The following is an 11,833-nucleotide window of genomic DNA, read 5'->3' on the forward strand; positions in this document are numbered from 1 at the left end:
GACATTTATTTTAACCAAAGATAAATGCCAGCAATGTGAACAAAAGACAGAAAAGCTATGGCCAATTTGTCGTAGCGTGTAGCAACTCTGCGGAAGTGCTTGATTTTGTTGAACATCCTTTCGATTAAGTTTCTCTCTTTATACAATTCTTTGTCATATTCTCTTGGTGTTTTTCTGTTGGAACGCGGTGGGATTACTGGCTCAGCATTTACAGCTTCTGCAGCCTCAATCATATAATTTGCGTCATACCCTTTATCGGCAATAAGTGCCTCCATGTTCTTGCCTTCTATCAGGTCTAAAGCTTTTACGTAATCCGATCTTTGCCCTGCAGTAACAAAGAATCTCAGTGGGTTGCCCAAAGCATCACAAGCAGCGTGTAATTTGCTTGAAAATCCTCCTTTGCACCGTCCCAGCTCTTGTTCTTGTCTACCAGTTTCCACATTTTTTTCTTGCACCAGCAGCATGTTGATGTGCCCTGATTATTGTTGAGTCTATCATGAGCCACTCTGTGTCTCCATTAACAGCTAATGTGTTGAAAATCATCTGCCAAACACCAGATTTTGCCCACCTTATAAAACGTTTATGTACACTTGACCATTTTCCATACTCAGCCGGCAATGCTCTCCATGTTGCTCCTGTTCTACCTATCCACATTATTGCAGCTACGAATCTCCTGTTATCTTTTGCGCTTCTTCCTCTATCTCCTTCCTTACCTGGCAGACTGTTTTTTATTCTCTCCCATTGCTCATCTTTTAAATCATATAGCATTCTCTTTACCTATTAATAAAGAGTACTCTATATCACTATTTTTTTTATGTCGACAAGACCTAAACGACAATCGTCATCCCGCTACTTGTTAGCGGGATCTCTTGTTAGCGCCGCGGCGGTATGACGTAGGACTGCTGTCATTCAAGTAGCTGAAACTGGAATGACACGTCATAAAGGAACCAGTGTCAGCTACTTGGATGATACCTTTTTTCTACTTAGTTTGGGTTATGCAAGAAGTCTATTTACTTCTTAACTTGACGCACATGATGTCTTGCAGCATCATCTACTGTCTCTAAATAAATCGTTGCTAGACATATACCACTGTGTACTTCTACGGATACCTTATTGCCTAAACTTCGATTAAAGCAAGAATTTTTTCCCGGAAAAGCAAGATTACTAAGGTGCAGTTCCCATTTTAATCCTTTGGTTGATATTTGAGCTCTCGGTATACCAAGTAAAGATATTTTAGTATTTTTTGGCAAAGAAAAAAAATGGGTAATACCTTTTTGTAAAGTGTAACCTACCATGGGAGGTGAAGGTGTGTAAAAGATACTGCCCGTACTTAGAAAAATGTTAATATTCTGTAGTATGTGATCAATTGCTCCTCCAGTAATACCCGTTACTATTGATGGCAATAACTTTACTGTTTTTAAGTGAGCCATTGCTTTAGAAAAGTCGCAATAATCTTGATCAGGTAGATATATCGTATTCAAATTAGCACGTAAATCCAGATTTACGCTATCCAAATCTCCTACTACAAGATCAGGTTTTACGCCAATTGATAGAAGCTTGTTTGCTCCTCCATCTACAGCAATAATAGGTATATCTCGTTTAAAAAACGATGAGCTCGGTATTTTTCCATTTAGCACTACAATAGAACGATATTGTTGTTGTGTACTGCAGTGCAGCACATGATCATGGTGCAGGTTTTGCATCGTAGTAACATTTTTGAATAATTGATATTATGCTAATCACTAATCCAGCAATATTGCTAAGCACCACAAAAATTGAGCTCTGGTAAAGACCATAGCCAATCCAAGACAATGAACAAATAAGATAGTTTACTAACATTAACATCGATACATCACGAGTAACTTTAGTGATATATGCTTTATATACTTGAGGTGATAATCCAATTAGAGATGCAATTAACGCAATGAAGCCGAAGCATTCTTCAATATTTATATACATACATTTTCCTACGCTTGCTTTAACAATATCAGGTTCAAAGGGTTGTACTTTATGTACTCTCAGCTTTTCTAGAGCACCCCTAATGCGTGTAATTTATAACATCATTTAGTCTATTAATCAAGAAATTAATAGTGACTTGCATTTATGAAACCCAATCGGCTTCTATGCTAATTATTATCTAAACTAATCGTCGGTTGTGCATCTTGCTCAGAGATTAGGGCAACCAACAAATTATTTATCAATTGAACCTTTTGCTTGCCATCTAATTGTAAGCTTTTGTTTTTTTCAAAATGAGCTATTACTTCCTCGACAATTCCTATTGCATTTTGCACTATATGCCTTCTTGCCGAAGTGATAGCATGTGCTTGTTGACGCCTTAACATTGCTTGTGCAATCTCGGACGAATACGCCAAATGCGATATTCTTGCTTCTGTAATCTCAATTCCTGCAATATCTAATCTTTGTTGTAACATTGACCGCAATTCATCTGAAATTTTATCAGAATTTTTACGTAAAGATTCCTCATTGCTCTCGCTGTCATACGGATAATTGCTCGCCAATTCTCTAATTACCGAGTCACTTTGTACAAAAACAAATTCGTGATAGTTGTTAACATTATAATACGCCTTCGCCGGGCTGTTCACTCTCCAAACAATTACTGCAGAAATCTCTATTGGACTTCCATTTGCATCATTCACTTTTATTTTTTCTGTGTTGATATTTTGAAATTTTAGAGAAATGACATGTTTGTTTGTAAATGGGATTGTGATAAACATTCCTGGTTTAAAATAAGTTCCAATATAATGACCAAAAAATTCTATCACTCTTGCTTCATTAGGATGATTGATAAAAAACCCTGTAGGTAAAATTATGAATAGGATCACGAATAGGATCACAAATGGGATTATTAATACTAAAGCAGTACCATCCATTGAAACCAGGCTATTGTGTATTAAAGCCAGAGTATCATACATCGCAAGTAGTGATAACGGTATTGCCATTAGTATTACCGCTAGTATTAATGCAGGAAAAAACCGAATTTGACTCAAATTTCTATCGTTTATCGTATTCTTATCCATATTGTCTTTAAACTTCTTTTTCACTTGAACCCTCTCTGTTGATCGTTTTATTTATCTTATTTACAAATAGTTTAAACTCTCTTAATTCATGATCAGGCAATTTTACTTCAGTTTTATGTGCTATCGTAAGCGGATCGATGTGTTTGCCGTTATATATAACTTCGTAATGTAAATGGGGTCCTGTTGCAACACCAGTGCTACCAACATAAGCGATGATCTGCCCCTGCTTTACTTTAGAGCCTAACTTTATATCGCCACTAAATCTACTTATATGCGCGTAACAGGTTGAATATTCATTTTTGTGTTTTATTTTGATGTAATTTCCATAGCCACCATTCTTTCCTATATATTCTATCACACCCTCTGCAGCAGCGTATATGGGAGTGCCAAGTTTAGCTGCATAATCCACTCCTTTGTGAAAAGCAATTTTACCGCGAACAGGATGCTTTCTATTGCCAAATTTTGAGGATATGCGATAATCTCCATTTAAAGGATTTGCAAAAATTTCGCCATTTTTTAAGCTTATTCCTTCTTTATTAAAATATCTTTCTTTGCCGTCTTGCGATTTATAATGATATAAACTAATAGCTTTCTTGTTTATTGTCAGTGAAGCATATAAAATTTTTTCTTCAGTCTTCTGATTATTAGGCAATCTCTCAAAAAGAACCTCTAATTTACTCTTCGGCACAATGTCTTTTTTAAAATCAACACCGAAATCTTTATATATGTTGATTAATTTCACCACTGTATTTGGCGCCAACCCTTCCGTGGCAAAAAAGGAAGATTTTATGGTACTGGATATGAATAACAACTTTCTATCACTTTCTGTCGTCAAAGTAGCTTTTTTTTTTCTGATTCCATGCTGGAATGGCTGTGCAAGATCTGTTGATGTTTCAGCGGTATATAACGGTAAGATAAAGAGCAGCATAAATACAATCAGCTTCATCATTTAAACAGCATCAACAAAAGTAAAATTACCTTCCACATACTGTACATCGTCGTTATCTTCTAGTTCTTCAACCAATGCAGATAATTTATCAATCAACTCTTTATCACTAATTTCAACTAGATCCTTTGGTTGCCACGAAAGACGAGCAAGTTCTGGTTCTCCGAATTTTGCATAAAAGGCATCGCGTACTTTACCAAAATCTTTTATTTCACAAGTTATAACGTGTAATCCTTCTTTGTCATTTTCCTCAATATTCAATACTTCTAATTCGATTCCATGACTGAATAAATCATCAAAATTCACACCCTCTGCTTTATAGACAATTAAACCTACATGATCAAAAAGGTAACTAACACTTCCTGTTTCTCCCAAGTTTCCACCCTTGCGAGAAAATATATAACGTACCTCAGAAGCAGTACGGTTGCGGTTATTAGTCAAGGCATGGACAATGAGTGCAGTGCCAGAAGGCCCATGACCTTCATATTGGATTTCTTCGTAATTTTCTCCAGCAACGTTACCAGTTGCATTTTTTATTGCTGTTTCTATTTTATCTTTTGGTAGATTTTCCTTGCGTGCAGCAAATATAGCAGAGCGAAGGCGCGGGTTGAGTTCGGGATCGGGTAACCCTTGCTTTGCAGCAACTGTTATTTCTCTAATCAGCTTCGTAAATTTTTGAGAGCGCTTTGCATCCTGAGCACCTTTCCGGTGTTTTATATTTGAAAATTGTGAATGACCAGCCATATTCAAATAGTTAAAAACCTAAATTATATATCAAAGCATAGAAAAAGCTAAAGCAAATTTTCAAGCCTCTGGCTTGGCATCTTGCAGGTTTTCTGCTAATAACATACTTTCATACTGCTCAGCTTCCCAATTAAGGCCAAGAGCTGAATGGGCTGCTACTAAATAGTTAATAGACTTAGAAAAATATTTAGAATCTTTATAGCTTGCCATATTCTGGAAACGCTTAATTGCTGCTAAATATTCACCACGCCTCAGGTAAAATTTACCGATAGAGTACTCTTTTGTTGATATATGCTCTGTGATCAGCTTTGCTTTTTCCTTCATCTCGTCTACATATTCGCTGCCTGGAAAGAGATTAATGTACTCAGTGGCTAGCTCTAAAGTTTTATATGCAGTTTGCTGTCCAAGTTGCACTTTATTAATTTGCATGTAATAAGATAATACTCTTAAGTAGTATACATATGGTAAATCTTCACCATTTGAATAAACATATATATAATCAGCCATATCACTTGCAGCACTGCTATAGTTACCCATATTATAGTGAGAGACCCCAGATAATAATTTTGCTTTCATTGCCCAATAAGAAAAAGGATACAAATCCTCTATCTTATGAAATGCCCTAATAGCTTGTTTATATTTTTTCTGGTCAAAAAGTTCAACTGCTTCTTCATATAGTTCAGTTTCAGTTTTTTCAAGATCATCCGCATACGATTGTGTAAAGGAGCAAATTAGGAAAATAAAGCACGTGATTAAAGTCTTATACATAAGATTTTTTTCGATCAAAATAAAGTATAGACCTAAATATTACTTAAATAAATAAATTTCTTAGGCAACAGCCGGTCCTTCTTCTTTATAACTACGGTCAGAACTACCTGCATTTCTTGATTCACCTCGTCCTTCCACTTTTGGATCTTTCAGCGTCTTACTGTAGGAATGTATAGTTAAGACCTGTACAGCCATAAAAATTGCAATACCTACCAAGCCTAAAGTAGTTCCAACAGCAGGATTTAAGGACGATGCTAATGCTATTAACATTATCCTTCTTATTAAAAATACAGAAGAACCAGCAAGCGCCAATCCGGCTACAGATATATTGCTAGTTTTCTTGCTAGATTTCTCATCAAGATCAGACTTTTCTGTTTCCTTTTTCTTATTTTTTTCATGCTTATCAATATAAGAAACAAGAGTTGCAAGAAAAGCAATTGCATTGGCAAGAAATAAAATTGCATCCTCTGCTGCTTCAAGTGAAGATGTTTCACCCATTATCATACCTACAATAACCAGTGCAGTTGTTATAGCCTCAATATAGATCAAACACTGACCTATATCAGAAATATTGTGCTCTTTTTCCTTTACTTCCTCTCCATTTTCAATAATCTCCAACTCTCGTTCTTTTTGTGCTATCTTCCTATTATTGTAAATTAAATATAGCGTACAAATAAGAGATAAGACTGTAAAAGGTAATATAGTGTTGCTTAGCGCGCCACTTATCACGCCAAGTAATACCTGATCGCTATATGTTTTTTCCAGTTCAATCGCCATCAGCAATGTAAATGGGACCATTGTTGCCAATGATGCACATTTTCTATATAGCTCTCTTTTTTTTAGTGCTAATAGTTCTTGTTCTAGCCTTTCTCTTTTGACTTCTTTATCAACTGTTGGCCAAAAATCCCAAAAAAACTCTTCTAATGGTTCAAAATCTCTTTTTTTCTTATTCTTTCCTGGAACCTTTTTAGTAGAAGAAAATTTGCCACTAGGTATTTTCATAATATTAACCTAATTAGTTGTAAGTTAATATAATTATACACCTTTTTGCTTTCTGAGTCAATATCACTAAGATATTAACTACTCTTGTCTATTAACTATTTCCTAGAAGATTTAATCAATCTGTTTGATGCCGGCTAGGATATAATTATAGCCTGACCACATAGTTATAATAGCTGCAACCCATAAACAAATCGCACCTGTATATTGAATCATATAATAATCGTTCATTATTAGCGCTACTACAGCAACCATCTGTAGAAATGTTTTAATTTTTCCAGATTTGCTTACAGGTAGACTAACATTTGTAGCTATCAAAAACTCCCGCAAACCCGAGACTAATATCTCCCTACAGATGATGATAATCGATGGTACTATTGTAAAATCATTTATCTTCTGCTTATAAACTAGCATAATTATCGTTGAAACCACTATTAATTTATCAGCAATTGGATCAAATAGCTTGCCAAATTTTGATTGGACTTTCCACGCACGCGCCAAGTAACCATCAAAAAAATCCGTAATGCACGCAAATACAAAGATTGATATTGTTATCAGGCCTGCATATTTATTTTCTATATAAAAACTTAATATTATTGCTGGTACTGCAAGCGCACGAGAAATTGTAAGCAAATTAGGCACGTTTTTCTTAAGCATGTAATACCATTCTACGTAGTAGGTAAACTTATACAGAAGTACACCAGAGTTCACAAGCTAATAGTTTACAATTGAACATTTATAAAAACTCCATATACTTAAAAAATACAAGCTTAAAATATAAGGATGTAATGATGAACGATGATTTAGATAGTACCACAAAACAAGAGGCACTTAATTATCACAGTAGAGGTGGTAAACCTGGTAAAATTTCAATCATGCCAACAAAACCTTTATCTACCCAGTATGATTTGTCACTTGCTTATTCCCCTGGCGTTGCAGCTCCGTGCCTTGAAATAGCTAAAAATCCTGAGGTTGTTTATGATTATACGGCAAAAAGCAACTGTGTTGCTGTCATTTCAAATGGCACTGCAGTGCTTGGACTTGGTAATATCGGTCCTCTTGCTGCAAAACCTGTCATGGAAGGCAAAGCTGTTTTATTTAAGCGTTTTGCTGATATTGATGCAGTTGATATAGAAGTTGGTACAGAAAATATAGAAGATTTTATCAATGCAGTAAGGTACCTTGGGCCAAGTTGGGGGGGGATAAATTTAGAGGATATAAGATCTCCCGATTGTTTTATAATAGAGAAACGTCTGAATGAACTGATGGATATTCCAGTGTTCCATGATGACCAGCATGGAACTGCAGTGGTTGTTGCAGCTGGTATAGAAAATGCTCTTGATATTGTCGGAAAGAAATTAGAGGACGTTAAGATCATTATGAATGGTGCTGGAGCAGCCGGTATTGGATGTTTAGAAATACTAAAGTCCATGGGCGCTAAAAATATAGTGCTGTGTGATAAGCAAGGAGTAATATACAAAGGTAGAAACGAGGACATGAATGAGTGGAAGGAAAAATATGCAATTGATACTTCCGAACGTTCTCTACTTGATACAATAAAAGGCGCTGATGTATTCATCGGACTATCTGCAAAAGATGTGTTAAATGAAGAGATGTTAAAGAGTATGGGCAAAGACCCGATTATTTTTGCTCTTGCCAATCCCGATCCAGAAGTAAGGCCTGAGTTTGCAAAATCTGTGAGGCCAGATGCAATAATTGCAACTGGTAGGTCAGATTACAACAACCAAGTCAACAACGTAATGGGTTTTCCTTATATATTTAGAGGGGCACTTGATGTACATGCAACAACAATAAATGATGAAATGAAAATTGCAGCTGCAGATGCAATAGCAAAGCTTGCCCGTGAGCCAGTACCAGGTGAGATATCTGCAGTCTATGGCGGTCGTAAAATGGGCTATGGACGTGAATATATAATACCTACTCCATTTGACCCAAGATTAATTTCTATAGTAGCTCCTGCTGTTGCAAAAGCCGCAGTTGATTCAGGTGTTGCAAGAAAGGCAATACAAGATTGGAGTAAATATGAAAATCAATTAAAATCTCGTCTTTCTAATGTTCTCAGTACGCTGAATTTACTATCTTCACATATGTAATTTATTGGATAAAGTTAAAAGTGATAAACCAACCCAAACTCTAAGCCATATATGCCAAACCTATTGGTAATGGTTGCAGTTGTTGATTCAACACGTGCAGTTTCATCAACTTTACTTCCTCCACCGGCAGGAATATATCCTTCACCAGCTAGTATCTTTATTCCTGGTACAATATCTTTAAATTGGTTATCAAGGATACCAAAATAGCGTAAACCAGCAAATGCTTGAGTTTGTGCTGTAAGTTGGTGATTGATACCAAGTTTTGCTTGGTAAGCCAAGGCATATCTGGTTTTTCCTAGAAATTTAACCCTAGTTACACCTGCACCAATACCAACATATGGGGTGAATGGCATTTTTGCTATATTAAAATCACGATATACATTGACCATTCCAGCTAAGTTATTAAAACCTTCATTTTTCATCTTAAATGCAGCTCTGAACTCTGCTTCAACACTACAATTTTCTTGAATGTGAATATCAACCTTTCCACTTCTCCAAGGTGAATTGCATTCCGCTCCAGTAGACGCATCATTGTGACGACGAAGTTCAATATATCTTGCTTTTTTCTTATCTGAATAATCTTCATCATATAAGTTAGTCTGAGAATATAAGCCTTCAAACTCAACTCTCATATTTTTGAATAAATACCCTATTGCAGCACTACCGGCAAACCCTGGAACATATTTAGGACTGTATCCAGCTTCAATTCGCTCCTTCTTATTAAAACTAAAAACCCCCTCTGTTATATTGTCACCTGCATCTTCTTTTCCTTCTAGAGAACCTATTGCATTGAAGAATGCTCCAAAATAGTTAGCTTTGATGTAAACATTCTCTAAGTTATTTATTTTATCATCGTAAGATAAGCACCTAAATGAAAAAGTTAGCAAAACCAAAGATATGTGAATTTAAATCTTTCGCCCACCACAAAGCCTCCCTGCATAACTTGTCATTCCATTATTATAGTATGCTTCTATTTTTTATGATAGCAACTTTTTATTGCGCTCAATCGTTTTAGATTTATAATGAAAGTATTGTAATTTAAAGCAAATCAATGACTATTGCAATTCACGAATCAGAGAGGATCATCAAACAATCGTTCCCCGACGCTGATATAAAGATTCATGATCTTGCTGGAGATGATGACCATTATCATTTAAAAATAAACTCCAAGTGTTTTCTTGGAAAGACAAAAATAGAACAGCATAAAATGGTATATAAAGCTCTGGAAGGTCAGTCTATACACGCCTTGCAACTGGAAACTAATACTTAAAAATAAGGTGAATTTATGAGCAATTTTGAACAAATAAAAAAAGATATAACAGAAAATGATGTGGTATTGTATATGAAAGGCACTTCTGATTTTCCTCAATGCGGATTCTCTGGACTCGTCGTGTCAATCCTAAAAAAATTGAACGTGAAGTTTAAGTATATTAACGTGTTGGAGAATGATGAAATACGTGAATCTATAAAAAAGTTTTCTGATTGGCCAACAATTCCACAATTATATATAAAGGAAGAGTTTATTGGTGGTTGCGACATCACTCGCGAGATGTACGAAAAAGGCGAACTGCAAAGTTTATTGAAGGAAAAAAAAATTATTGCGGAATAAGTACCAAGAAACCAGTGCCCAGACGCTGGATAACGTAGTATAGCTATGAAAAAGGATCTTATGTCTTAAATCGTATCCGTTCAGGGGAGCGGCAAAATAAGGTAGACAAAGCAAGATAATAATGTTGATGTTAACACTATTGTCAAGTTTACTGGCCTTTCTATTAGTGAGATTGAAGAATTAAGTGTGAGCGGTTACAAATAATTTACCATTTCTTCTGGTTTCACTATCCTTTCAAACTCTTCCTCAGTGAGCAGTTGAAGTTTTGCTGCTGCTTCTTTTAGAGTGATATTTTCTTTATAAGCAAGCTTCGCTATTTTTGCTGCATTGTCGTACCCTATATGCGTATTTAATATAGTGACCAACATCAACGACTGATTCAGTAAATCTTTTATCCTCTCTTCATTTGCTTTAATACCAACTACACATTTTTCTGTAAAATTTAAACTTGCGTCAGCTAAAAGTCTTATAGACTGCAAAACATTGTAAATTATCACTGGCTTAAACACATTCAATTCAAAATGACCGTTTGAACCACTAATGGTTACAGCAACATGATTTCCCATAACTTGAGTGCATACCATAGTCACCGCTTCACACTGAGTTGGATTCACTTTACCTGGCATAATTGAAGAACCAGGCTCATTTTCCGGTAACATTATTTCCCCAATTCCGCATCTTGGACCAGAACCAAGCAACCTTATATCATTTGCAATTTTCATTAAACTGACTGCTACTGTATTGAGTGTTCCACTGAGCTCAACTAAAGCATCATTTGCTGCTAGCGCTTCAAATTTATTGCCTGCTGAAGTAAATGGAAGGTTAGTAATTTCTGCAACTTGGCTTGAAAAATCTTCAGCAAAACCCTTTTTAGTATTGAGTCCCGTGCCAACTGCAGTGCCACCTTGTGCAAGCTCATATATATCACTTAAAGTTGATTTTACTCTCTCTATCCCCTTTTTAATCTGGACTGCATAGCCAGAGAACTCCTGTCCTAGTGTTAGGGGCGTTGCATCTTGCAGATGAGTACGTCCTACTTTTATTATATCTTTAAATTCCTGAACCTTATTATCCAGCACCTTATGCAATTTTTCAAGATTTGGAATAAGCAAGCGGTTTATCTGGTCTGCTGCTGCTATATGCATTGCTGTTGGAAAGGTGTCATTTGACGACTGACCATAATTCACATGATCATTTGGATGTATTGGAGATTTACTACCCAAATTACCACCTAAAATCTCTATTGCACGATTGCTGATCACTTCATTCATATTCATATTAGTCTGCGTTCCGGATCCGGTTTGCCAAACAACAAGCGGAAATTCATTATTAAATTTGCCATCTATTACTTCCCTCGCGGCTGTGCAAATTGCGTCCCCTACCCTATCATCTATAACACCATGTTTCATATTAACACGCGCTGCTGCAAGTTTTACTATTGCTAATGCTTTAATCAGAGGCTCTGGCATTTTTTCTGTGCCAATCTTAAAATTTTCTAAAGAACGCTGAGTCTGCGCTCCCCAGTAATGTTCACTTGGTACTTTTACTTCCCCTAAGCTGTCTGATTCTATTCTCGTCTTTCTATCCATATTTTCCTCCTGGTGTTATGCAAACT

Annotated in this window: 13 protein-coding genes, 1 pseudogene and 1 riboswitch; of the genes and pseudogenes, 3 read left to right on the forward strand and 11 right to left on the reverse strand. The window is 36.0% G+C overall.

The annotated features are described in order from the left end of the window. Positions 1–5: 5 nt before the first annotated feature. From AAGD50_RS04690 to pgsA, 9 genes and pseudogenes are all read right to left on the reverse strand, one after another. A pseudogene (locus AAGD50_RS04690) lies at positions 6–768 on the reverse strand (IS5 family transposase). 242 nt (positions 769–1,010) lie between these two features. Then, complete coding sequence (locus tag AAGD50_RS04695; protein ID WP_264724225.1) at positions 1,011–1,703, reverse strand: thiamine diphosphokinase; 693 nt, start codon at positions 1,701–1,703, stop codon at positions 1,011–1,013. Beyond that, complete coding sequence (locus AAGD50_RS04700; protein WP_006280002.1) at positions 1,684–1,959, reverse strand: SemiSWEET family sugar transporter; 276 nt, start codon at positions 1,957–1,959, stop codon at positions 1,684–1,686. The genes AAGD50_RS04695 and AAGD50_RS04700 overlap by 20 nt, the downstream gene beginning before the upstream one ends. After that, positions 1,948–2,050: riboswitch (TPP riboswitch) on the reverse strand. (Overlaps the previous gene by 12 nt.) A 76-nt stretch (positions 2,051–2,126) precedes the next feature. Then, complete coding sequence (locus tag AAGD50_RS04705) at positions 2,127–3,038, reverse strand: SPFH domain-containing protein (RefSeq protein ID WP_264724256.1); 912 nt, start codon at positions 3,036–3,038, stop codon at positions 2,127–2,129. A gap of 7 nt (positions 3,039–3,045) precedes the next feature. Then, positions 3,046–3,984, reverse strand: a complete 939-nt coding sequence (locus AAGD50_RS04710) for a M23 family metallopeptidase (RefSeq protein ID WP_264724226.1) — start codon at positions 3,982–3,984, stop codon at positions 3,046–3,048. Positions 3,985–3,987: 3 nt separating this feature from the next. Then, on the reverse strand, positions 3,988–4,728 hold the full coding sequence (locus tag AAGD50_RS04715) for a YebC/PmpR family DNA-binding transcriptional regulator (RefSeq protein WP_264724227.1): 741 nt from the start codon (positions 4,726–4,728) through the stop codon (positions 3,988–3,990). Between the two features lie 60 nt (positions 4,729–4,788). Continuing rightward, complete coding sequence (locus tag AAGD50_RS04720; RefSeq protein WP_264724257.1) at positions 4,789–5,496, reverse strand: outer membrane protein assembly factor BamD; 708 nt, start codon at positions 5,494–5,496, stop codon at positions 4,789–4,791. Between the two features lie 60 nt (positions 5,497–5,556). Next, complete coding sequence (locus AAGD50_RS04725) at positions 5,557–6,498, reverse strand: hypothetical protein (protein WP_264724228.1); 942 nt, start codon at positions 6,496–6,498, stop codon at positions 5,557–5,559. A gap of 111 nt (positions 6,499–6,609) precedes the next feature. Then, positions 6,610–7,152 carry a CDP-diacylglycerol--glycerol-3-phosphate 3-phosphatidyltransferase gene (gene pgsA, locus AAGD50_RS04730; RefSeq protein ID WP_341810016.1) on the reverse strand — a complete coding sequence of 181 codons (543 nt, stop codon included), beginning with the start codon at positions 7,150–7,152 and terminating at the stop codon, positions 6,610–6,612. A gap of 134 nt (positions 7,153–7,286) precedes the next feature. On the opposite strand from pgsA, the gene AAGD50_RS04735 reads away from it, so the two are divergent. After that, entirely contained in the window at positions 7,287–8,609 is a 1,323-nt protein-coding gene (locus AAGD50_RS04735) for a malic enzyme-like NAD(P)-binding protein (protein WP_264724231.1), read from the forward strand. Between the two features lie 14 nt (positions 8,610–8,623). On the opposite strand, the gene AAGD50_RS04740 is transcribed toward AAGD50_RS04735, so the two are convergent. Further along, positions 8,624–9,496, reverse strand: a complete 873-nt coding sequence (locus AAGD50_RS04740; RefSeq protein WP_080717615.1) for a P44/Msp2 family outer membrane protein — start codon at positions 9,494–9,496, stop codon at positions 8,624–8,626. Between the two features lie 164 nt (positions 9,497–9,660). Here AAGD50_RS04740 and AAGD50_RS04745 point away from each other — a divergent pair, with 164 nt between their 5' ends. Both AAGD50_RS04745 and grxD read left to right on the forward strand, forming a co-directional pair. Beyond that, positions 9,661–9,879 (forward strand): BolA/IbaG family iron-sulfur metabolism protein, encoded by a 219-nt coding sequence (locus AAGD50_RS04745; RefSeq protein WP_341810017.1) that lies wholly within the window; start codon positions 9,661–9,663, stop codon positions 9,877–9,879. Positions 9,880–9,894: 15 nt separating this feature from the next. Next, complete coding sequence (gene grxD, locus AAGD50_RS04750) at positions 9,895–10,218, forward strand: Grx4 family monothiol glutaredoxin (RefSeq protein ID WP_006280013.1); 324 nt, start codon at positions 9,895–9,897, stop codon at positions 10,216–10,218. Positions 10,219–10,412: 194 nt separating this feature from the next. Here grxD and fumC read toward each other — a convergent pair whose 3' ends face one another. Next, positions 10,413–11,807 (reverse strand): class II fumarate hydratase, encoded by a 1,395-nt coding sequence (gene fumC, locus AAGD50_RS04755; protein WP_077188081.1) that lies wholly within the window; start codon positions 11,805–11,807, stop codon positions 10,413–10,415. Positions 11,808–11,833 lie beyond the last annotated feature (26 nt).

Source organism: Wolbachia endosymbiont (group A) of Apotomis capreana (genome assembly GCF_964027025.1).
Lineage (GTDB): Bacteria > Pseudomonadota > Alphaproteobacteria > Rickettsiales > Anaplasmataceae > Wolbachia > Wolbachia pipientis.

What these genes read in the sequence shown, in the direction of transcription:
- fumC (WP_077188081.1), bottom strand. Translation starts at nt 11,807, where the DNA reads ATGGATAGAAAGACGAGAATAGAATCAGACAGCTTAGGGGAAGTAAAA.
- grxD (WP_006280013.1), top strand. Translation starts at nt 9,895, where the DNA reads ATGAGCAATTTTGAACAAATAAAAAAAGATATAACAGAAAATGATGTG.
- AAGD50_RS04700 (WP_006280002.1), bottom strand. Translation starts at nt 1,959, where the DNA reads ATGTATATAAATATTGAAGAATGCTTCGGCTTCATTGCGTTAATTGCA.
- AAGD50_RS04720 (WP_264724257.1), bottom strand. Translation starts at nt 5,496, where the DNA reads ATGTATAAGACTTTAATCACGTGCTTTATTTTCCTAATTTGCTCCTTT.
- AAGD50_RS04735 (WP_264724231.1), top strand. Translation starts at nt 7,287, where the DNA reads ATGAACGATGATTTAGATAGTACCACAAAACAAGAGGCACTTAATTAT.
- AAGD50_RS04745 (WP_341810017.1), top strand. Translation starts at nt 9,661, where the DNA reads ATGACTATTGCAATTCACGAATCAGAGAGGATCATCAAACAATCGTTC.
- AAGD50_RS04695 (WP_264724225.1), bottom strand. Translation starts at nt 1,703, where the DNA reads ATGCAAAACCTGCACCATGATCATGTGCTGCACTGCAGTACACAACAA.
- AAGD50_RS04725 (WP_264724228.1), bottom strand. Translation starts at nt 6,498, where the DNA reads ATGAAAATACCTAGTGGCAAATTTTCTTCTACTAAAAAGGTTCCAGGA.
- AAGD50_RS04705 (WP_264724256.1), bottom strand. Translation starts at nt 3,038, where the DNA reads ATGGATAAGAATACGATAAACGATAGAAATTTGAGTCAAATTCGGTTT.
- AAGD50_RS04715 (WP_264724227.1), bottom strand. Translation starts at nt 4,728, where the DNA reads ATGGCTGGTCATTCACAATTTTCAAATATAAAACACCGGAAAGGTGCT.
- pgsA (WP_341810016.1), bottom strand. Translation starts at nt 7,152, where the DNA reads ATGCTTAAGAAAAACGTGCCTAATTTGCTTACAATTTCTCGTGCGCTT.
- AAGD50_RS04710 (WP_264724226.1), bottom strand. Translation starts at nt 3,984, where the DNA reads ATGAAGCTGATTGTATTTATGCTGCTCTTTATCTTACCGTTATATACC.